Genomic DNA, 20,124 nt, shown 5'->3' with positions numbered 1-20,124 from the left:
TCCCGGGCCTTCGAGGGTCACCCCTCCTGCGCGTACGGCACCACGTTCACGTCCAGCGTGAAGACCGGGCGGGCGGCGCCGGCGATGTCCGGTGCCTTGGCGGCCGCGGTGACCTCCGCCGTACCGCCCCGGGTGCCCGCGCAGCGCAGAGTGGCGTGCGCGGTGCCGTCCGCGTCCAGCCGCCAGCCCGATGCCACGACGAGCGCGGGTGCCGAACTCAGCACGCCCGTCCACCGTTTGTCGTCCAGGCGCGGTCGCAGGGTGAGGGTCACCGTCGTCCCGGGGCGTACGCACAGCCGGCGCCGGACCGGGTCACCGGGGGCCACGGAGACATCCGCCTGCGCGGCGACGCAGCCGCCCGAGGGCCCGGAGGCCGTACCCGAGGGCGTGACCGCCCCACCTGAGGGCGTGTCCGTCCTGCCGGGGGACGCCGAGCCGCCCGGGGCATCCGAGGCGCCGGCCGACCCGGACGGCCGCGCCGGCCGGCTCCCGGACGCTCCGGTACCGGCTCCCGCTCCCCGGCCCGTCGACGCCCCGCACCCCGCCAGTACGACGACCGCGGCGATCGCACATCCACCGGCCCACCACCGCATGACAGCACCTCCCGGACTCCCGAGTACGCCTCCCAGGATGCCTCAGCCGCCGCCGCGCACCGCCTTTCCGACCTCGGTGCGCAGAGCCACGAAGCCGGGCAGGCTCCGGGTGGTGAGCTGGTCCCGCTCGCCGGGCAGACCGACCGGCAGGTCGCGGACGACGCGGGAGCCGGGGCCGGGGGAGAGGACGACGACGCGGTCGCCGACGTACACACTCTCGTCGATGTCGTGGGTGACGAACACGATGGTCGTGTCGTTCGTCCGGTGGACTTCCAGCAACAGGTCCTCCAGGTCCTCGCGGGTGCCCGCGTCCAGCGAGCCGAACGGCTCGTCCATGAGCAGCAGAGAGGGCCGGCAGATCAGGGCGCGGGCGATGGCGACACGCTGCTGCATACCGCCGGACAGCTCGCCGGGACGGCGCCGGGCGACCCCGTGCAGGCCGACCCGTTCGAGGATCGTCTCGGCCTCGGCCCGGCGGGCGGCCCGCCCGAGGCCCCGGCGGCGCAGCGGGAGGGCCACGTTGTCGCGGACGGTGAGCCAGGGCAGCAGCGAGCGGCCGTACTCCTGGAAGACGACCGCGAGCCGCTCCGGTACGCCGGTCACCGCAGTCCCGTCGATCGTGATCGTGCCCTCCTGCGCGGGCAGCAGTCCCGCGATGGTGCGCAGCAGCGTGGACTTGCCGCACCCGGAGGGCCCGACCACGCTGAGGAGCTGGCCGTCCGGCACGGTGAGGCTGATGCCGTCCAGGACGCGGGTGTCGCCGAAGTGCCGGCTGACGGAGTCGAGGCGCAGCATCCCTCACCCGGCCCAGGGCTCGTACAGGGTGCCCGCGCTGCCGGTGACCCGCAGGTGCAGCAGGAAGGGGCCCGAGCCGTCGCCCCGGCCCAGGGCGTGGTCCAGGGCGGCCAGCAGCTCGTCGGGGTGTTCGGCGCGGTCCGCGGGGCAGCCCAAGGACTCGGCGAGGGCCGCGAAGTCGATGCCCGTGATGTCCGTGCCGGGGACGGGCGCGATGCCGATCCGGCGGCCCAGCGCGCGCACGGCCGCGTAACCGCCGTTGTCCAGAAGGACGTAGGTGACCGGTGCCGTGTGCCGGGCCGCGCTCCACAGGGCCTGCACCGAGTACAGCGCCGAGCCGTCGCCGACCACGCACACCACCCGGCGCCGGTCGGCGAGCGCCCGGCCCACCGCGAGGGGCAGGCCCCAGCCGAGCGCCCCGCTGCCCGTGGTGAGGAAGCCGCCGCCCGACTCGACGGGCACGCGCGCGTGCAGCGTGTCGCGGTGGCTCGGGGCCTCCTCGACGAGGACCCGGTCGCGCGGCAGCCGGGCGCGCAGCAGATCGAAGAACAGCTCCGGGGTGATGTGCCCCTCGGCACGGGCCGGGGCGGGCGCCTGACGGGGCGGCGGCGGATCGCGGTCGGGTTCCTTCAGTAGACCGGTGAGCCGGGCCAGGGCGGGCCGCAGGGTGGTGACGATGCTGGTGCCGGTGGGCAGCCAGGCGGCCTGGCCGGGGTCGCAGTCCAGATGGAACAGCTCGGTGCCGGGCGCGAGCGGCGGGCCGCCGTCCGCCACGTGATAGGTGAACAGCGGCGCGCCGAGGGCGACCACCAGGTCGTACGGCGCGAGGCGCGCCGCCAGGTGCCGGGCGATCGGCGGCAGGAACCCCTGGAACAGCGGATGCGACTCCGGGAAGCCGGAGCGGCCGGAGAGCGGGCTGATCCACACCCCGGCCCGGATCCGCTCGGCCAGCGCCCGGACCTCGTCCAGCGCGTCCTCGTCGTCCACGCCCGGCCCCACCACGAGCGCCGGGCGCGCGCAGGTCTCCAGCCGGACGGCGAGCGCGTCGAGGGCGTCCGGGGCGGCGGCGAACGCCGAGTGCACCGTGCGGGGCGTGACGTGCTCGGCGGGCCGGTCCCAGTCGTCCTCGGGTACGGACACGAACACCGGACCGCGTGGATGGGTCATCGCGATCCGGTACGCCTCGGCGAGCACGGCCGGCACGTCCTCCGCGCGTTCCGGCTGGCGGGCGGACTTGACGTACGGGCGTGGGAACAGGGCCGGTTCGTCGGCGCCGAGGAACGGCCGCAGCTGGATCAGCGAGCGCGCCTGCTGTCCCGCCACGATCACCAGCGGCACCCGGTCGCGGAAGGCGTTGAACACCGCGCCCAGCGCGTGCCCCACTCCGCCGGCCGAGTGCAGGCTGACGAACGCGGCCCGCCGGGTGCCGAGCGCGTGCCCGGCCGCCATGCCGACGGCGACGGACTCCTGCAGGCCCAGCACATAGGTGAAGTCGTCCGGCCAGTCGCGGAACATCCGCAGTTCCGTGGACCCCGGATTCCCGAAGACGGTGGTCGTGCCGGTGTCGCGCAGAAACCGTACGACCGCCTCGCGGACCGTGGCCGTGGTCATGCCGTCCTCCCTGCGGACGTCCTGGTGCCGGCGAAGCGCTTCTCGGCCGCCAGCAGACCGGTGTTGAGGAGATACCCGAGCGCGCCGAGCAGCAGCAACGCGGCCCACACGGTGAGCAGGTCGGAGCGCGTCTGGGCGTCGGTGAGCGTGAAGCCGATGCCGTCGTCGCTGCCCGGCAGCAACTCCGAGAACACCATCAGGATCAGGCACAGCGACAGGCTGAGTCGGAGCCCCGCGAAGATCCGGGGCAGCGCCGAGGGCAGGATCAGGAACCACAGCCGCTCGGCCGCCGTCAGTCGCAGCACCGCCGCCACCTCGAGCCGCAGCGGGTCGGTGGCCCGGGCGCCTTCGGCCGAGTTGATCAGCACCGGCCATACGGCGCTGAACACGATCGACGCCACCTGCATGGGCGTACCGAAGTCGAAGACGACGACGAACACCGGCACCAGCGCGGGCGGCGGCACGGCCCGTGCGAACTGCAGCGCCGGGTTGCACAGGGCGTACGCCCGGCGCGAGCGGCCCACCGCGATCCCCAGAGTGACGCCGGCGACGGCGGCGAGCGCGAACCCGGCCGCCATCCGTCCCAGGCTCGGCAGGATGGTGTCGACGGCGGCCGGGGTGAGGAACAGATGACCGACGGGCCCGGAGAACCACAGGTCACGGGCGTGCCCGGCGATCCGCAGCGGCGGCGGGAAGTACACGCTGCCCTGGGCACGGGCGGCCAGCTCCCAGCAGGCGACGGCGCCGAGGAGCACCGACCAGCGCAGCAGGAAGGGTACGGCGGCGGCCCGGGGCGTGCCGGGTACGGATCCGGGCCGTGCGCTGCCCTGTGCCCGAGTCATGGGCGGCTCCGCTGCAACGTCTTCGCCTCCGGGCGTGGTTCCTGTGCCCAGGCGAACAACCGCCGCTCCGCGCCGACGAGTACGCCGTTGATCACCAGCCCGAGAGCACCCGCCCACACCACCCCGGCCAGCACGTCCCGCGTGCCGTCCGTCTCCGTCTGGGCCTGGGCGATGAAGATGCCGAGGCCCTGGCCGAAGCCGGAGAGGATCTCCGTCGCGACGGCCAGGATCAGGGCGACCGCGGCCGAGATCCGCACACCGGCGGCGATGAACGGGGCGGTGGCCGGCAACTCCACCCGCAGCAGCACCGCGAGCCGCCCGAACCCGAAGGCGCGCAGGGTGTCCTTGGCCAGCGGATCGGTCTCGCCGAGGCCGTAGACGGTGTTGAACAGCACCGGCCAGATGCAGGCGTAGGCGATCAGCGTCACCTCCGTCCGCGTGCCCGACCCGAGGAGCAGCGACACCAGCGGGATCAGCGCGACCGACGGCAGAGGCCGCAGAAACTCGATCACCGCGCGTACGGCGGCCTCCACCACCGGCACCGCGCCCAGCAGCAGCCCCAGCGGTACGGCGATCGCGCAGGCGAGCCCGAGGCCCAGCGCCCACGCCCGCAGGGTCACCCCGACCCCGTCCAGAAAGGCCCGGTCACCCGCCAACCGGGCGGCTCGGCCGAGGACTTCGGAGGCGGGCGGAAGATAGCTGCGCCGTACGATCCCGGCGCGGGCGACCGCCTCGCAGATCCCGAAGGCCACCGCCGCGCCGAGCAGACCGAGCAGCAGCTCCTGACGCCGTGTCATTTCACCAGCAGAGGTGCCGGATCGACGTCCTTCTTCAACATCCCCTGGGCGCGCATGAGCTCGATGAGCCGGCGCAGTGCGGCCGGGTCGGCGGACGCCGGATAGGTGGGCAGGTGGATGGACTTGGCCTGGTCCGCGGTCACCTTGGCGTACTTGGGCAGCTCGGTGCGCACCGCTCCGGGATCCTCGGCGGCGAGTTTCGAGGCCGCCTCGACGGCACGCCGGAAGCCCGCTGCGGCCTTCGGGTTCTTCTTCACGAAGTCGGCCGTGGTGACGTATCCGCTGGCGGGCAGGCCCCGCGCCGGCCCCGACCCGGCGTCCAGCAGCACCCGCGCGCCCAACTCGCCCTGGATGGCGGTGTCGAAGGGCTCGACCGCATGGGCGGCGTCCACCTGGCCCCGCTGCAGGGCCGGGCCCATCTGCGGGAACAGGATCTGCCGGTAGACAGGCCGGCCGGTGCCCTGGGCGTCCAGGATCGCGTTCAGGGTCAGGGACTGGATGTTGTTGAGGACGGCGACGGCGACCTTCCTGCCCGCGAGGTCGGCGGGTTTCCTCAGTGCCGAGTCCTTGGGCACGAGGACGTCCATCATGTGCGGGGCGATCCGGACGCCCTCGGCGAGGATGCGCAGGTCCAGGGTGCCCTTCTCGTTCGCCTGGAAATAGGTGACGTAGTTCGCGCTCGCGATCACGTTCACCTGGCCCTTGAGCAGCGCGGGCAGCGCCTGGATGCTCTGCTGCACGGGCTGGATGCGCACGTCCAGCCCCTCCTTGGCGAACAGCCCGCGGTCCCGGGCCAGATAGAGGGCGGCGGAGTCGGTGAGCGGCAGCGCCGCCACGGTCAGCTGCTGCCGACCGTCACCTGAGTGCGACTTGCCGCCGCTGTCGCAGCCCGCCAGAACCAGCGCCGCCGCGGCGGCGAGCGCGGCGAGGCGTTTCGTTCCCGTCATTCCCGGTCGTGATCGACGTAAAGGCATACGGGCATGACTACCCAGCGATTGTCATGATCGCTACATATCGGGGGTGGGTTTCGGGGTCCTTGGAGAAATACGAACCGAGTGCTCGCAAGCTGTACGAACCAAGGGGGCGCGTCAGGGGCTGGGCGTGGTTCGGCGGGCGGTGGGGAGTGTGCGCCCCGGCGCGATGGGCGCGTCTTGCGGCGGCGAAGCCGGTGGCCGAGGGGGCGAGGGTGTGGCGGTGCCGTAGGGGCACTCGGCCGGCATCGGGGAGCGGGCCGCCGAGGAAGGACTGCGCGCCGCAGACCCGGCGGCGCCGGCGGAGCGATGCGGCGCGTTGTTCGCCGACGGGCGGGTGAAGCTCCTGGACAGCCCGATCACCGGCTTGCCGCTCCGGGCGGTCGGGACGATCCCCGCCGGTATCTGCCGGGCGACTCGGAGGCGGTCGCGGCCGTGTCCTCGCTGTTCGACGGCACCGTGCCCACTCCGGTATTCGTCCTTCACCGCCTGCAAGTCTGCTGGACCGGGCCTGGCTGGGGCCGGGTGAGGCCGGTGGGCCGGTCGTGCCCGTGGCCGCCGGCGCGGGCCTGGGCGAAGTCGGGGCAGGTCGGTGATGCCCGGTTCCGCCGGGGGCCGGCCCCCGGTTGAGGTCCGAGTCAGGCCAGTGGGCCGGCGATGCGCAAGGGGGGCGCGGACGTGGGGGCCGGGGTGTCGGTGGTGCCGGTGGCGTCCTTCCACCAGTCGGCGCCGTCCTCGATGTAGCGCAGCAGCACGCCCTCGCGGATCGCCCAGGGGCAGACGGCGGCCCCGTGCAGCCCCATGAGCTTGAGCGCCGTATGCCCGACGACCGCTCCGGCCAGGCTCTGCTCGGCGCGCGGCGCGGAGATCCCGGGCAGCTGGGCCCGCTCGGCGGCGGGCAGCGCGGCGAGGGTGCGGACCGCCTCGCGCAGATCCCGGCAGCGCATCTCCCGCTGCACGAACGGGCCGTAGCGCCCGGGCGCCGCCCCGCACAGCCGGCCCAGCTGCTGGAACGTACGCGAGCTGACCACGGCGGTGCGCGGCCGTTCCCAGCGGATACGCGAGGCCACGTCCCGCAGCTCATGGCGGATCCGCCGGCGCAGCTCCTTCAGTTGCTCCGGCTCCGGCGGATCCTGGACCGCGAGGTACTCCTGGGTGAGGCGCCGCGCGCCGAGCGGCAGGGACGCGGCGAAGTCGGGCAGCCGGCCCCGGCCGAAGGCCACCTCCAGGGAGCCGCCGCCGATGTCGAGCACCGCGAGCGGGCCGGCGTGCCAGCCCAGCCAGCGCCGGGCCGCCAGGAAGGTCAGCTCTGCCTCGGTCTCACCCGGCAGGGTGCACATGCGGATCCCGGTCCCGGCCGCCACCCGGCGCAGCACCTCTTGCCGGTTCGGGGCGCCGCGCACCACCGCGGTCGCGAAGGCCAGCGGCCCCGACGCGTGCCATCTCCGGGCCGTGGCCCCCGCCGCGGCCACCGCCTTCACCAGCTGCTCCACCGCCTCCTCGGCGATGGTGCCGTCCGGACCGACGTGTTCGGACAGGCGCAGCTTCCACTTGACGGTGTGCACCGGCAGCGGAACACCACCCTCCACATCCGCGATCACCAATCGAACCGTGTTCGACCCCGCATCCAGCACGCTCACCCGCATGGCCGGGAGGTACCCACTTTCCGGCCGGGAACCCGTCATTCAGAGGCCGCGTGTGTGCACAGCACCGGCCGGCAGGTCCCTCAGGAACGGCTCGCGGGGCAGTCGGAGGCGGACCAGGCACGAGCCGCGCACGGACCGGGGTCCACCGGGCGCCCGTCCAACGGGATGCCGCGCGTACACGATCCGCACACCACGTCCGCCTCGGCCCCGGCCGCCCGCAGCAGTGCCGCGGCCCCGTCGGCGGCCTCGAACCAGGTGTTCTCGACCACCGGCACCGGGACGGACGCGCACAACCGCGCGCTGTGCCAGGCACTCAGACCGGTGACGGTCCACAGGACCCGCACGACGTCCCTCCCGCGGTCCCCGACACCCGTGAGCACCGCCGCGAACGGCGGCTCCTGCATCCGGCACCCGCTCGGCACCTGTCCTGATCTCGGCCCCCGGCCCGTCACCGACCCCGTTGCTGCCCTTAGATGGTCATCACCACTGTCGGCGCGAGGAGCGGCACTTGAGCGGGACGGACGCGACGAGGGTACTGGTGATCGGCGGCGGCATCGCGGGGACCGCGGCCGCGCTCGGGCTGCACAAGGCCGGATACGACGTCACCGTGTACGAGGCACACCCCGACACGGCCGAGGACATCGGGGCGTTCCTGACCCTGGCGAGCAACGGAATGCGCGCCCTGGCCCAACTCGACGCCACGGACGCCGCCACGGCCGTCGGTTTTCCGCTGACTTCGCTGCGGCTGCTCGACAGGGACGGCACCGAGCTGACGCACGCACCGCTCGGCGAGGTCGCCGAACCCGGACTGCAGTACCGGTGTCTGCGCCGCGGCGAGCTGAACGCGGCCCTGCAGGGAGAGGCGGCCCGGCGCGGCATCCGCGTGCGCCACGGTGCCCGGCTGGTCGCCGTCACCGACGGCCCGCACGGCGTCACCGCCCGGTTCGCCGACGGCGGCACCGCCCACGCGCACCTCCTCGTCGGCGCCGACGGGCTGAACTCCACCGTGCGCCGCCTCCTCACCCCCGGTGTACGGCCCGGGTACGCGGGCCAGCGGATCTTCTACGGCTACTCCGGCACCGCGGCCGGCTCGGACGGCACCGGCGTCATCACCTTCGTCCGGGGCGGCGAGACCACGTTCGGATACGCGGTGTCGCCGGCCGGGCAGCCGTACTGGTTCGCCCGCGTGAGCACGGACCCCCTGCCCGCCGGCGGCTGCGCGCACAGCGCCCCGTGGCGCGAGGAACTGCTGCCGCTGCTGCGCAAGGACTCCACACCCGCCGCGGACATCGTCGCCGCCTCCCAGGGGCCCGTCATGGTCACCAACGCCACCGAGATGCCGATCGGCGCGGTCTGGCACCGGGGACGGATCCTGCTCATCGGCGACGCGGCGCACGCGGCCTCCCCGGCGACCGGCCAGGGAGCCTCGATGGCCCTGGAGGACGCCGTCGTCCTCGCCAAGGCGCTGCGCGACCTGCCCGACGCGCAGGCCGCGTTCGCTGCCTACGAACGTCACCGGCGCCCACGGGTGGAGCACAACATCACCGTCAGCGGCGGTATCTCCCGCGGCGGCCGGAACCCGTCCGGTCCGGGTCCCGTCGTGGCCCGTCCCGCCGAGCCGGACGAGACGCTCGTCACCCAACTGGCCTGGGACAGCCCGCTGTCCGCGGTCCCGCCCGAGGGGGACTGACCAGGAGCTCCGACCGGGGACTCCTACGCGGCGTACGCGCGCGAAAGTGCAAGAGGCGGCGCACTGGAGTCCATTGCCGGGGAAACCGCCGGGGCCGGATCGTTCCGTGCAACCGGCCCTTCGGCAACAAGGAGCACAGTTGCGACTCTTGAGCAGAGCAGGCGGCGCGGCGGCCGCGACCGCCGCCCTGGTCCTGGGCGGTGGCATCGCGTCCCCGGCACCGGCCGCCACACCCGCCGACGCCAGCTACACCGTGACCGTGGGGACCCCGGTGCCCTTCACCCACCCCACGGACACCCCCGCCGGCCCCTACCTCGACCGGGACGGCACCTTCCACTACCAGCAGTCCGCCGCCCTGTACGGCGCCAAGGACCCGCGCACCTGGGACTTCTACACCGGCAAGGACTTCGACTCCGCGACCTTCGACAAGACCCTGAGCAAGGCGGTGAACCCCGCCGACCCCGCCGACCGCAACGACGACACCACCTGGCGCTGCAACAACAGCCCCACCGGCCGGGAGGCGACGTACGCGCCGAGCGGGTCCGGCTACGCCCAGAAGAACTACTGCGACCTGTCCGGGGTGTGGGTCGATCCCGACACCGGCGACTGGTACGGCCTGGTGCACAACGAGTTCACCCCGCAGCCCTTCGGCGACGGACTGCACTACGACGCCATCGACTACGCCGTCTCCACCGACCGGGGCCGTACCTGGACCGTCGAGGACCACGTGATCACGTCCCCGTACAGCACCAAGCGCGGGGATACGGCGGCCTTCCCAAACCAGACGTACTCCTACGGCGACGGAGACCAGCGCCTCTTCGTCGACACCGCCTCCGGCTACCTCTACGTCTATTACGGCTCCCGGATCATCGACAAGAGCGGCGGCTGGAAGGCCTTCTACGAGCACGTGGCCCGCGCCCCGATCTCCGCCAAGATGGCGCCCGGTTCCTGGCGCAAGTGGTACGACGGCGCCTGGTCGCAGCCAGGCACCGGCGGCAAGGAGAGCAACATCGTCCCCGTCGACGCCGACCACCCCACCGGCTACACCCCCGCCTCCGCCGAGTACGATCCGGCCAACACCGGCACCGCCGCCCAGCAGATCGCGGCCGGCAAGATGCCGCCGACCTCGCCGCTGTTCGTCATGAACATCGCCTACGACGCCCATCTCGGGCTGTACATCGGCGAACCGCAGGCCGTCGACCAGAGCGGCAACTCACCGCAGTACCTCTACGCCACCGACGACCTGAGCACCCAGAAGTGGCGTCTGATCGGCGACACCGGCAGCTACACCAACGCCTCCTGGTACCGCTGGTTCCTGGACAGCGCCAACCGCACCGGCTCCACGATCGTCGGCAGGTCCTTCCGCTCCTACTGTGCCTTCGGCTGCTCGCACGACACCTCCGGCGAGTACGTCGACATCACCGTCGACTCCGGCACACCGGCGGCCCCGCCGATGGACACGGGCCGCGGCTACCGCATCGCGAGCGGCGCGGGCCGGATCCTCGCCCAGGCGGCCGGCGGCACCGGCACCACCTCGCTGGCGCGGCCCACCGCGACCGGCCGCGACACCTGGGTCTTCACCCCGACCGGCGACGGCGCCTTCACCCTCACCAACGCCGCGAGCGGCCGGCTGCTCGGCGTCGACTCGTCCTCCGCCGCCGGCCGGGCCTGGGGTGCCCGGCCGACCGTCACCGCCGCACGGACCGGCGGGCCCTCCGTCGGCCAGCAGTGGTTCGTGATCCCGAACGCCTCCGGCGACGCCTACCGTCTGGTCAACCGCTACAGCGGACTCGTGCTCGGCCTCTCCGGCACCTCCGGCCGGCTCGCCGAGACCACGCCGGTGCGCACCTGGACGGACCGCGGCGGAAGTTCCGTCGGCGGCGGACGCACCGCCGCCGAGCAGACCCTGTCCCTCACCGCGGCCGGCTTCGCACGCCGCTAGCCGAACTGGCCCCGACCCGCACGGGCCGGGGCTCCATCCCCTCAGCGCTGAGGAGACTTCTGGTTATCCTGCGCCCATGTCGATCAACAACGGGGATTCCGACGCCCAACTGGCCGTGCGCGCGGCCCAGGCGGGCGCAGCCGTGGTCCGTGACCTCTACGGCAGCCGGCTCGCACGCTACGACAAGTCCGCCGGAGACTTCGCGACCGAGGCGGACCTCGCCGCCGAGCGCGCCATCCTGGACGCACTGCGCTCCGCCCGCCCCGACGACGCCGTGACCGGCGAGGAGAGCGGACGCTCCGGAGCCGCCGGCGCCCACCGCCGCTGGCTCGTCGACCCGCTGTGCGGCACCCTCAACTACGCGGTGCGGAACATGCTCGTCGGCGTGAACGTCGCCCTGCGCCAGGGGCCCGAGGTCACGGCGGCCGCGACCGCAGACCCGTTCAGCGGCGAGGTGTTCTGGACCGACGGCGAGGCGGCCTGGGTCCGCAGGAAAGACGGTACGGACGAACGGCTGACGCCCTGGGCCGGGTCCGCACTGGTCGACGTGAACCTCGATCCGCCGTTCCCCAACGCCCCCGGTTTCCGGGCGGTCGGCCTTCTCGCCGACCCGGTCTTCGCCGAACGGTTCCGGCCCCGGGTCATCTCCAGCACCCTGGCGGTGGCCTGGGTGGCCGCCGGGCGCCGGGCCGCCTATGTCACCGACGGCGACCTGCGCGACAGCGTGCACTTCGCGGCGGGGATCGTCCTGTGCTGGGCGGCCGGCTGCACGGTGACCGGCCTGTATGGCGAGCCCGTGCTCAGCGGCGCGGGCGGGCTCCTCGCGGCGGCCGACGCGGAGACCCACGCCGCACTGCTGGAGCTCGTCAAGAGTCAGCGGAGCGAGGGGAGCTGGTCGAAAGAGCCCAGTGTCAAGGGCCGGGCGTACGGGCCGAGTTGAAACGCTCCGCCGGGGCACGGACGGACGCGGCCGCGCCTTCTCGACGGGGCCGCCGTTCGTCTGGTGTGATGCCCGCATGACCCTGGCCGCCGACCTCGCCACGCGCTTCGAACACGCCCTGGACACCCGCCCGGAGACCCTGCGGGAGGCCGCACAGGACTTCGGGCGCATCGTGTCGGCCCCGCCGCTGGCGGTCCTGCGCCCACGGTCCGCGGCCGAGATCCAGGACCTGCTGGAGTTCGCCGGACCCCGGGGCATCCCGGTGAGCGTGCGCGGCGGCGGCCACTCGATGTACGGCCAGGGGCAGGCGGGCGGCGGGATCGTGCTGGACCTGCGGGTGATGAACCGGGTCGGTCCCGTGGCGTACGGCCAAGTGACCGTGCAGGCAGGTGCGTTGTGGCGGGAGGTGCTGGCCGCCACCCTGCCGCACGGCCGCACCCCGCCGGTCCTCACCGACTACCTCGGCGCGGGTGTCGGCGGTGTCCTGTCGGCGGGCGGACTCGGCGGGGCCGCCCACCGGCACGGCCTGGTCGCGGACCAGGTCCTGGAGCTGGAGGTGGTGACCGGGGCCGGGGAGCACCGGGTCTGCTCACCGGACCGGGATTCCGGGCTGTTCCACGCCGTGCTCGCCGGACTCGGCCAGTGCGCCGTCATCGTGACCGCCACCCTGCGCCTGGTCCCGGTCCCTGACCGGGTCCGCCGCTACTGCCTGTACTACGCCGGCCTCACCGACTACCTGGCCGACCAGCGGCGGCTCGCGGAGGAGCAGCGCTTCACCTATCTGGAGGGCCAGGCGCGGCCGGCCGGCGAGCACGGCTGGCAGTACATGATCGAGGCCGTGGCCCCGTACGACGGCCCGTGCCCGCCCGACGACGCCGGCCTTCTCGACGGACTCGGGCACGATCGCGCCGCACTGGAGACGGAGGACCTGGGATACGGCGAGTTCGCCCATCGCGTGGACACCGACGAAGAAGTCCTGCGGGAGACGGGGGCGTGGCTGTATCCGCACCCGTGGCTCAATCTGCTGCTTCCGCACGGCAGCGCCGAGTCCGTCGTCCGCGCGGTGCTCGCCGACCCCGCCTTCCGGGATCTGCGTGACACCGGTCTCGTCCTGCTGTACCCGCTGCTCTCCGACCGGCTGAGGGCTCCCCTCTTCCGTCGCCCCTCCGGCGAAGTCCTGTATCTGTTCGCCCTGTTGCGCACGGCCCCGCCCGGCAGCCCCGAGACGGTCGCGGCGATGGTGGCGGCCAACCGCGCCGCGTACGAGCTGGCCCGCTCCCTGGGTGCCGTCGCCTATCCCGTCAACGCCCTGCCCATGTCGGACGCCGACTGGCGGGACCACTACGGCAGCCGCCGGCCGGCCTTCGCCGCCGCCAAACGGCGCTTCGACCCGCATCTCGTCCTGGCGCGCGGACACGGTCTGAGGTTCTGAAGGTTTTGGCTTCCGAAGGCTTGCCGCCCGCTTGCCTCACCACTTAAATCAAAACATGAACTAAGCAGCTACGTCGGTTACTTGAGCCGTTCTCCCTTTGGAGCCGCCAGATGAGAAGCCGGAACACAAGCCGCACGGGACCGAGATACCTGGGTGTCGCCCTGGCCGTCATGGCCGCGCTGATCACCCTGCCCCTCGCGCACACCCCGGCCGCCGCGGCCGGGACGCAGACCTGCGACACGGCCGACGCCGCCCAGGGACGGCCCGCCACGGCGTCCTCCACCGAGAACGCCGGCACCCCCGCCTCCGCCGCCTTCGACGGCAACACCTCCACCCGCTGGTCCAGCCAGTTCAGCGACCCGCAGTGGCTCCAGGTCGACCTCGGCGCGGTCACGGACCTGTGCCGGATCGACCTGAACTGGGAGACCGCCTACGGCAAGGACTTCCAGCTCCAGGCCTCCACCGACGGCCAGAACTGGACCACCCTCAAGATCGTCACCGGCGCGAGCGGAGGCACGGCGTCGTACGACGTCAGCGGCACCGGCCGGTACGTCCGGGTCTACGGCACCGCGCGCGGCACCGGCTATGGGTACTCCCTCTGGGAGATGGCCGTGCACACCACGACCACCACGACCGGTCCGATCCAGGGCGGCGGCGACCTCGGCCCGAACGTCATCGTCGTGGACCCCTCGACCCCCGACCTCCAGCAGAAGTTCGACGACGTCTTCCACCAGCAGGAGTCCGCCCAGTTCGGCACCGGCCGCTACCAGTTCCTGCTCAAGCCGGGCACGTACAACGGCATCAACGCCCAGCTCGGCTTCTACACCTCCATCTCCGGGCTCGGCCTGAACCCCGACGACACGCAGATCAACGGGGACGTCACGGTCGACGCCGGCTGGTTCAACGGCAACGCCACGCAGAACTTCTGGCGTTCGGCGGAGAACCTCGCGATCACGCCGTCCAACGGCACCGACCGCTGGGCCGTCGCCCAGGCCGCGCCCTTCCGGCGTATCCACGTCAAGGGCGGCATGAACCTCGCCCCGACCGGCTACGGCTGGGCCTCCGGTGGGTACATCGCCGACTCGAGGATCGACGGCACGGTCGGCCCGTACTCGCAGCAGCAGTGGTACACCCGCGACAGTTCGGTCGGCGGATGGACCAACGGCGTCTGGAACATGACGTTCTCCGGCGTCCAGGGAGCCCCCGCGACGAACTTCGACAGCGGCCCGTACACCACCCTGGACACCACCCCGGTCTCCCGCGAGAAGCCGTTCCTCTACCTGGACGGCGACGACTACAAGGTGTTCGTCCCCGGCAAGCGCACCAACGCACGCGGCGTCTCCTGGCCGAACACCCCGGGCACCTCCCTCCCGCTCGACCGGTTCTACGTCGTCAAGCCGGGAGCGACGGCCGCCACCATCAACGCGGCCCTCGCCCAGGGCCTCAACCTGCTCTTCACGCCCGGCATCTACCACCTCGACCAGACCATCGACGTCACCCGCCCCGACACCGTGGTCCTCGGTCTGGGCCTGGCGACGCTCGTCCCGGACAACGGCATCGACGCGATGCACGTGGCGGACGTCGACGGCGTACGGCTGGCCGGTTTCCTGATCGACGCCGGACCGGTCAACTCCGATACCCTGCTGCGCATCGGCACGCCCGGCTCCACCGCCGGCCACTCGGCCGACCCCACCACGATGCAGGACGTGTTCATCCGCATCGGCGGCGCCGGTCCCGGCCTCGCCACCAACTCGGTCGTGGTGAACAGCAACGACGTCGTCATCGACCACACCTGGATCTGGCGCGCCGACCACGGCAGCGGCGTCGGCTGGGACACCAACCGCGCCGACTTCGGCCTGCGGGTCAACGGCGACGACGTGCTCGCCACCGGCCTGTTCGTCGAACACTTCAACAAGTACGACGTCTATTGGAATGGAGAACGCGGCCGGACGATCTTCTTCCAGAACGAGAAGGCGTACGACGCCCCCGACGCCGCCGCCATCACCCATGACGGCATCGTCGGCTACGCGGCCTACAAGGTCGCCGACTCCGTCACGGCCCACGAGGCCTGGGGACTCGGCAGCTACTGCAACTACACGGCCGACCCGTCCATCGTCCAGGCCCACGGCTTCCAGGTTCCGACCGGCTCGGGGATCAGGATGCACGACCTGCTGGTGATCTCCCTCGGCGGCAAGGGCCAGTACGCCCACGTCGTCAACAGCACCGGCGCACCCACCTCGGGAACCAGCACCGTCCCCTCCAAGGTGACGTCGTTCCCGTGACCCATGCCGGGGCGGGCAGCTCATGATCGCGCAGGTCATGAGCTGCCCGTACGGTCGGCCGAAGAGGTGCCCGGGGTTCGAGTGCGCTGTGAGCGCAACACGGACGGTGCGGCCCGTGCGGACGGAGCCGCACCTCCGCATGCCCGCCGAGGAAGAGGACACTCATGGACGCGCCTCCATCACCCACGCCGACGACGAGACCGAGAAGGTCCTGCTGGACGCCATGCGCCCGCTGGTGGACAACGCCGGTTCGATCGGACGGCGGCCCGCCGTCCGGCTGCCCGAGCCCCGCGCGCTCGAACTGGAACAGGCGGTCCTGCCGCGCGAGGCGTTCTTCGGGCCCGCCGAACAGGTGCCCGCCGAGCGGGCCGTCGGCCGGATCTCCGCCGAGATGATCAGTCCCTATCCGCCCGGCGTGCCCGTTGTGGCGCCCGGCGAGGTGATCACGAAGGGGGTGCTGGACTACCTGCGCAGCGGAGTGGCACACGGCTTCTTCATCGCCGACGCGGCGGACCCGTCGCTGGAAAGCTTGCGCGTAACGCCCCGACCGTGACCGGTCCCCCCGTGTGCCGGGGCGCGCGGTCCCCGGGCCGGATGCCTCACGCCGGCGGCCGGCCGCAGGCGTGCCCTGCCCATCCGTGCCCCGTGACCGGGCCCTTTCGGACTGCGGGGGCCGGGGGCAGCGCCTAAGGTGGCGTGTGCGGGCGGCCGGGTGCCTGCCTGCCGGGTCAAGAAGGCGGCCCTCCTGACGAAGACACCCTCGGCAGGGGGCACTTGGCCCTGCTCGACGGTCCCCGGGCCCGGACGACACGTCCGGCGGGCCTGCCACCCCGGCAACCCTATGGGAGACGGCCCGACTTCACCCCGACCGGAAATCCCCCGCGATTCCCGGTTTCGGACGCTCCGGCCCGGGGACCTCGGTACGCGGGCCGTGTCGACGTCATTCACCACATTTGTTCATGTTGTCGGCCGTATGTCCGGGCGTGGCCACCGCGCGTCGCACGCCCCGCTTCGCCGGTGCCGGGCCCACCCCCGTGACCAGCGAGGTCGGGCACACCTGGCCCACCGACGGCCGGGTCATCGGCATCATCACCGGCCCGGAGGCGACCTGGACGGCGTACAGGCCGCACGCCAGGAGGCGCTGGACGGGGGCATGGTCCCGCTCGTCGTCGCATCCACGGGCGGCACTCTCGGCTCCGGCCCGGACGGTCCGGCCGTCCAGCGGACCTATGCGACGGCATGGTCCGTGGAGTTCGACGCGCTGCTCGTGGCCGGTGCCCCGGGCATCGGCGTCGATGCCTACGGCGCCCGTGACGCCAAGGCGGGCCTGCCCACCGGCGGCAACGGCACTCCTGACCCGCGAGTGGGCCTGCCGCTGGCGGAGGCCTACCGGCACGGCAAGGCCATCGGTGCCGCCAAGGGCGGAGAGATCGCACTGGAGGCGGCGGGCATCCCCTCCGACGCGCCCGGCGTGATCGCCGGCGACGGCGCCACGACGGTCCTGCAGCAACTCACCCGGTTGCTCGGCTCCCACCGGGTCTGGGGCCGCTTCCCGTCCACCGCCTGACGGTCCCCAAACAGGTCTCGGCGAACGGCACTTAGCGCCGGCCTGTTCGGTCCGGCCCCGAACGGCGTACCTGAACAGGCGGACGGCGTGGGTCGCGGGTCTGATGGAAGCGTCTCTCCGCCAACCGCTGAGGCAGATCATGCGTCGTCGCAGTTTGGCCACAACGGCCGTGATCTCAGGTGTCCTTGCCATGGGAGGCTCGGCGACCGCCTTCGCCGCCGGCCCGGACCCGACGACCGGCAACGCCTCAAGAGCCCCGGTCTCCTCCTCGGGCGATGTCATCCAGGTGCGGGTCCAGATCCCGGTCAACGTGTGCGGCGGCAGCATCAGTCTCATCAGGCTGCTGAACCCGGCCACCGGCAGCGCCTGCGTCAACCGGTGACGCCGCCCGCGCGCCGGGGGAGTATGCCCACCGCACGTTTGGCGCGGTGGAGACGGGCCGCTCGTCGAGCGCCGGCCGGCACCATCCCCGGGGGTGGAAGGATGCTGCACCGGTCAGGCGGGACGACGGAACAGGGCCGTCCAGAGGAACTCCTGCCCGAACAGCGCGGAGTCCGCCGGTTCCTGCCGCATGGGGCGCAGTTCGACCTCCTCCAGATCGGAGAAGATCCGGCGCAGTGACTCGGGGGTGTAGGCGAGACCGCCGTGCAGGCCGGGCTCGCGGTAGAACGCCGCGTCGGGGAGCTCGGACCCCATCCGCCCCGCGGCGAAGCAGGTGAGCGCGAAGTGCCCGCCGGGCGCCAGCACACGCTCCAGCAGCGCGAGATGGCTGACGCGGCGGTGCGGTGGCAGGTGGTGGAAGCAGCCGGAGTCGTAGACCAGGTCGTACGGGCCGCACAGTTCGCTCGTGCTGTCCGCCGTCAGGGTGAAGGCGTCCCCGCAGTGGAACCGGACGCCTCCCACCCGGACGCCGGCTCCCGCGGTACCCGCCCCCGCCTCCCGCCCGCGCTCCTCGGCCCAGGCGATCGCGGCGGGCGAGAGATCCACGGCGTCCACCTCGAACCCGTGCGCGGCGAGGTACAACGCGTTCCGGCCGGGGCCGCAGCCCAGGTCGAGGGCCCGCCCCGGCGCGATCAGACCGCGCTCCAGGCAGGACACCAGGTTCTCGTCCGGCTTCGCGGCGAAGAACGGCACCGGTTTGTCCCGTTCCGTATAGAAACCGTTCCACCATGCGGCCGCGCCCTCCGTCCAGCGGTCGGCCTCCGGCGCGAACAGCCCGTCCAGGAGTCGTAGTACGTCTTCCACCGTGCGGATGTCCCGGTCCATCCGGCCCCCTTTCCCGATGCCCCGAACCTAGGGACGGCGACGGCGGAACACCAGGTCGCCGGGCTCGGCCCGAGGGCACCGGCGGGCCTCCGAGCGGCCGGCGGAGGAGAGGCGAGGGCCACCCCCCGAAGGACGGCCGACGGGCCTTGCGAGCCCCACGGCGCAGCGGCACGCGGCCTTCCTCGATGAAGCCGAGGGCACTTTCTCGCCCGCTCGCCCTGGAGCGTCTCCGAAAGGGGGAGGGACCGGCTCAGTCCCGCGCCTCGGCCGGGGCCTCGCGGCCGGCCTGGGTCGCATCCTGCTGGACGGCCGGCCGGCGGCGCCCGCGCAGCAGCAGGCGTCTCGCCGGGCGCTCCACCGCCTCGTACAGCAGCCAGGACAGCCCCAGCGACACCGTGAACGCGGCCGTGGTCACGGCGATCCCCGCCAGCAGACCGAAGTGCGGCTTCGTCCCCAGCAACTGTGTGGCGGACCGCAGCACCAGAAGATGGATCATGTAGAAGGCGAACGACAGCTCGCCGAGCCGCACCAGCCGCCGGCGCCGCCACAGCGAGGGCAGCCCCTGTACGTCCGCGACGGCCGCGGCCGGGATGAGCAGCGTGAACCCGGCGATGGTGCACACGGTGGCGGAGTAGCCGGGTGTGATCTGCGGGACGAGGAAATAGCCGATGATCGCCAGGGCGAGCGAGGCCTCGAGACCGGGCCCGCGCCACCGGCCGAGCAGCACCAGCCGCGCGGTGACCGCGCCGAGGACGAACTCCGGCAGCCGGGCCGCGGGGAACGAGTACAGCGGGTACCTCCACCAGTGGTGGGCGTCCGCCCAGGCCAGCACCATGACCGCCGCGACCGACAGACCGCCCAGCACGGTCGAACCGCGCGCGCCGAGCCGGCGCAGCAGCAGGAACAACAGCGGGAAGGAGGCGTAGAAGAACGCCTCGCACGCGAGGGACCAGCTGACCGGGTCCAGCGTCTGCCACCAGGGATGCCACCAGGAATGGAGCAGCAGCAGATTGGACAGCGTCTGCTTCGGCGTCAGCCTCGGCTGGTTCGCCAGCGTGTACGTCATGACCAGGGCGACGGCCAGAGTGACCAGGTGCACCGGATAGATGCGCGCGATGCGCCGCCGCCAGAAGGCGAGCACTCTGTCACGAGGCCGCGCCGACCAGGTCAGGACGAAGCCGGACAGCACGAAGAAGAACGACACACCGGTGGCACCGGCACCGAATCCCCAGGACACGAGGCGGCCACCGGTGCCTCCGAAGTAGCCGAAGTTGTTCACATGGAGTCCGAACACCAGCAGTGCCGCCATCCACCGCAGTCCCGTGAGGGACGGCAGCGAGGGCATGGCGGCGGCTGGGGAATCCCTGGCGGTCGTGTCGCCGGTACTGGCGTTCGGCGTCGTCCGGAACGTCCGGGTCGTCGCCGTTGTCATCAAATCACCTGCCGCAGAGGGTTGGCGTGGGGCGTGAAGGGGTATGTTGCCCGCTCACCCCTGTTCCATCACGTCACATGGCAAACATCACACTCGCTGCCGAACGACAGAGCCCTCCGCATGCCACGGACGCCCGGACCGGGTGCACCCGTACGAGTGACGCCCCACGTCCCGCCTTGATCAGCTCGCGGCCAGTTCCTTCGTGATCCGCTGCAGCATGAACGACCCCGTTGCTGATCTCTCAAATCTGCCCTCGTGCTTGGTGCCGAAGCGGGATGGTGGGCGGAGGATCGAGTTCGTTGGCGGTGATGTTCAGTG

At 72.6% G+C, this 20,124-nt stretch carries 18 protein-coding genes; 8 read left to right on the top strand and 10 right to left on the bottom strand.

Translation table 11 applies throughout. The features are described 5' to 3' along the window. Window positions 1-17: 17 nt before the first annotated feature. The 8 genes from AB0M27_RS34865 to AB0M27_RS34830 form a co-directional block, all read right to left on the bottom strand. Entirely contained in the window at window positions 18-326 is a 309-nt protein-coding gene (locus AB0M27_RS34865; RefSeq protein ID WP_365727860.1) for an acetyl-CoA synthetase, read from the bottom strand. 309 nt (window positions 327-635) lie between these two features. Further along, window positions 636-1,388 carry an ABC transporter ATP-binding protein gene (locus AB0M27_RS34860; RefSeq protein ID WP_365727858.1) on the bottom strand — a complete coding sequence of 251 codons (753 nt, stop codon included), beginning with the start codon at window positions 1,386-1,388 and terminating at the stop codon, window positions 636-638. Window positions 1,389-1,391: 3 nt separating this feature from the next. Continuing rightward, the gene (gene mdlC, locus AB0M27_RS34855) at window positions 1,392-2,999 is read right to left on the bottom strand and encodes a benzoylformate decarboxylase (protein ID WP_365727857.1); all 1,608 of its coding nucleotides are present in this window, start codon (window positions 2,997-2,999) and stop codon (window positions 1,392-1,394) included. Further along, the gene (locus tag AB0M27_RS34850; protein ID WP_365727853.1) at window positions 2,996-3,841 is read right to left on the bottom strand and encodes an ABC transporter permease subunit; all 846 of its coding nucleotides are present in this window, start codon (window positions 3,839-3,841) and stop codon (window positions 2,996-2,998) included. Before AB0M27_RS34850 ends, mdlC begins: the two co-directional genes overlap by 4 nt. Next, window positions 3,838-4,638, bottom strand: a complete 801-nt coding sequence (locus tag AB0M27_RS34845) for an ABC transporter permease subunit (RefSeq protein ID WP_365727851.1) — start codon at window positions 4,636-4,638, stop codon at window positions 3,838-3,840. Before AB0M27_RS34845 ends, AB0M27_RS34850 begins: the two co-directional genes overlap by 4 nt. After that, entirely contained in the window at window positions 4,635-5,585 is a 951-nt protein-coding gene (locus AB0M27_RS34840) for an ABC transporter substrate-binding protein (protein WP_365727850.1), read from the bottom strand. The genes AB0M27_RS34845 and AB0M27_RS34840 overlap by 4 nt, the downstream gene beginning before the upstream one ends. A gap of 662 nt (window positions 5,586-6,247) precedes the next feature. Continuing rightward, window positions 6,248-7,255 (bottom strand): Ppx/GppA family phosphatase, encoded by a 1,008-nt coding sequence (locus tag AB0M27_RS34835; protein WP_365727843.1) that lies wholly within the window; start codon window positions 7,253-7,255, stop codon window positions 6,248-6,250. Window positions 7,256-7,335: 80 nt separating this feature from the next. Then, on the bottom strand, window positions 7,336-7,659 hold the full coding sequence (locus AB0M27_RS34830) for a hypothetical protein (protein WP_365727841.1): 324 nt from the start codon (window positions 7,657-7,659) through the stop codon (window positions 7,336-7,338). 104 nt (window positions 7,660-7,763) lie between these two features. On the opposite strand from AB0M27_RS34830, the gene AB0M27_RS34825 reads away from it, so the two are divergent. The 8 genes from AB0M27_RS34825 (at window position 7,764) to AB0M27_RS34790 (ending at window position 17,490) form a co-directional block, all read left to right on the top strand. Continuing rightward, on the top strand, window positions 7,764-8,945 hold the full coding sequence (locus tag AB0M27_RS34825; RefSeq protein ID WP_365727840.1) for an NAD(P)/FAD-dependent oxidoreductase: 1,182 nt from the start codon (window positions 7,764-7,766) through the stop codon (window positions 8,943-8,945). 148 nt (window positions 8,946-9,093) lie between these two features. Further along, on the top strand, window positions 9,094-10,887 hold the full coding sequence (locus AB0M27_RS34820) for an RICIN domain-containing protein (protein WP_365727837.1): 1,794 nt from the start codon (window positions 9,094-9,096) through the stop codon (window positions 10,885-10,887). A gap of 76 nt (window positions 10,888-10,963) precedes the next feature. Next, a complete protein-coding gene (locus AB0M27_RS34815; RefSeq protein WP_365727835.1) occupies window positions 10,964-11,827 on the top strand; it encodes an inositol monophosphatase family protein in 864 nt (287 codons plus the stop codon). A gap of 76 nt (window positions 11,828-11,903) precedes the next feature. Continuing rightward, the gene (locus AB0M27_RS34810; RefSeq protein ID WP_365727834.1) at window positions 11,904-13,259 is read left to right on the top strand and encodes an FAD-binding protein; all 1,356 of its coding nucleotides are present in this window, start codon (window positions 11,904-11,906) and stop codon (window positions 13,257-13,259) included. Window positions 13,260-13,369: 110 nt separating this feature from the next. Continuing rightward, window positions 13,370-15,541 carry a discoidin domain-containing protein gene (locus AB0M27_RS34805; protein WP_365727827.1) on the top strand — a complete coding sequence of 724 codons (2,172 nt, stop codon included), beginning with the start codon at window positions 13,370-13,372 and terminating at the stop codon, window positions 15,539-15,541. A 139-nt stretch (window positions 15,542-15,680) separates the two neighbouring features. After that, the gene (locus AB0M27_RS34800; RefSeq protein WP_365727825.1) at window positions 15,681-16,094 is read left to right on the top strand and encodes a hypothetical protein; all 414 of its coding nucleotides are present in this window, start codon (window positions 15,681-15,683) and stop codon (window positions 16,092-16,094) included. A 600-nt stretch (window positions 16,095-16,694) separates the two neighbouring features. Next, entirely contained in the window at window positions 16,695-17,108 is a 414-nt protein-coding gene (locus AB0M27_RS34795) for a hypothetical protein (RefSeq protein WP_365727823.1), read from the top strand. 190 nt (window positions 17,109-17,298) lie between these two features. Continuing rightward, a complete protein-coding gene (locus AB0M27_RS34790; RefSeq protein WP_365727821.1) occupies window positions 17,299-17,490 on the top strand; it encodes a chaplin in 192 nt (63 codons plus the stop codon). A 113-nt stretch (window positions 17,491-17,603) separates the two neighbouring features. Here AB0M27_RS34790 and AB0M27_RS34785 read toward each other — a convergent pair whose 3' ends face one another. Together AB0M27_RS34785 and AB0M27_RS34780 are read right to left on the bottom strand one after the other, a co-directional pair. Further along, on the bottom strand, window positions 17,604-18,374 hold the full coding sequence (locus AB0M27_RS34785; protein ID WP_365727819.1) for a methyltransferase domain-containing protein: 771 nt from the start codon (window positions 18,372-18,374) through the stop codon (window positions 17,604-17,606). 250 nt (window positions 18,375-18,624) lie between these two features. Further along, the gene (locus AB0M27_RS34780) at window positions 18,625-19,806 is read right to left on the bottom strand and encodes an acyltransferase (RefSeq protein WP_365727816.1); all 1,182 of its coding nucleotides are present in this window, start codon (window positions 19,804-19,806) and stop codon (window positions 18,625-18,627) included. Window positions 19,807-20,124: the final 318 nt, after the last annotated feature.

The sequence above is a fragment of the Streptomyces sp. NPDC052107 genome (assembly GCF_040680215.1).
Taxonomy (GTDB): Bacteria; Actinomycetota; Actinomycetes; order Streptomycetales; family Streptomycetaceae; genus Streptomyces.
The sequence above is the reverse complement of the archived record's forward strand: the minus strand, read 5'-3'. Positions and strand labels throughout refer to the sequence as shown.

Coding starts and splice junctions, on each gene's coding strand:
- AB0M27_RS34860 (WP_365727858.1), bottom strand. CDS start 1,388: ATGCTGCGCCTCGACTCCGTCAGCCGGCACTTCGGCGACACCCGCGTC.
- mdlC (WP_365727857.1), bottom strand. CDS start 2,999: ATGACCACGGCCACGGTCCGCGAGGCGGTCGTACGGTTTCTGCGCGAC.
- AB0M27_RS34850 (WP_365727853.1), bottom strand. CDS start 3,841: ATGACTCGGGCACAGGGCAGCGCACGGCCCGGATCCGTACCCGGCACG.
- AB0M27_RS34845 (WP_365727851.1), bottom strand. CDS start 4,638: ATGACACGGCGTCAGGAGCTGCTGCTCGGTCTGCTCGGCGCGGCGGTG.
- AB0M27_RS34840 (WP_365727850.1), bottom strand. CDS start 5,585: ATGACGGGAACGAAACGCCTCGCCGCGCTCGCCGCCGCGGCGGCGCTG.
- AB0M27_RS34835 (WP_365727843.1), bottom strand. CDS start 7,255: ATGCGGGTGAGCGTGCTGGATGCGGGGTCGAACACGGTTCGATTGGTG.
- AB0M27_RS34830 (WP_365727841.1), bottom strand. CDS start 7,659: ATGCAGGAGCCGCCGTTCGCGGCGGTGCTCACGGGTGTCGGGGACCGC.
- AB0M27_RS34815 (WP_365727835.1), top strand. CDS start 10,964: ATGTCGATCAACAACGGGGATTCCGACGCCCAACTGGCCGTGCGCGCG.
- AB0M27_RS34810 (WP_365727834.1), top strand. CDS start 11,904: ATGACCCTGGCCGCCGACCTCGCCACGCGCTTCGAACACGCCCTGGAC.
- AB0M27_RS34805 (WP_365727827.1), top strand. CDS start 13,370: ATGAGAAGCCGGAACACAAGCCGCACGGGACCGAGATACCTGGGTGTC.
- AB0M27_RS34800 (WP_365727825.1), top strand. CDS start 15,681: ATGCCCGCCGAGGAAGAGGACACTCATGGACGCGCCTCCATCACCCAC.
- AB0M27_RS34795 (WP_365727823.1), top strand. CDS start 16,695: ATGGTCCCGCTCGTCGTCGCATCCACGGGCGGCACTCTCGGCTCCGGC.
- AB0M27_RS34790 (WP_365727821.1), top strand. CDS start 17,299: ATGGGAGGCTCGGCGACCGCCTTCGCCGCCGGCCCGGACCCGACGACC.
- AB0M27_RS34785 (WP_365727819.1), bottom strand. CDS start 18,374: ATGGACCGGGACATCCGCACGGTGGAAGACGTACTACGACTCCTGGAC.
- AB0M27_RS34780 (WP_365727816.1), bottom strand. CDS start 19,806: ATGACAACGGCGACGACCCGGACGTTCCGGACGACGCCGAACGCCAGT.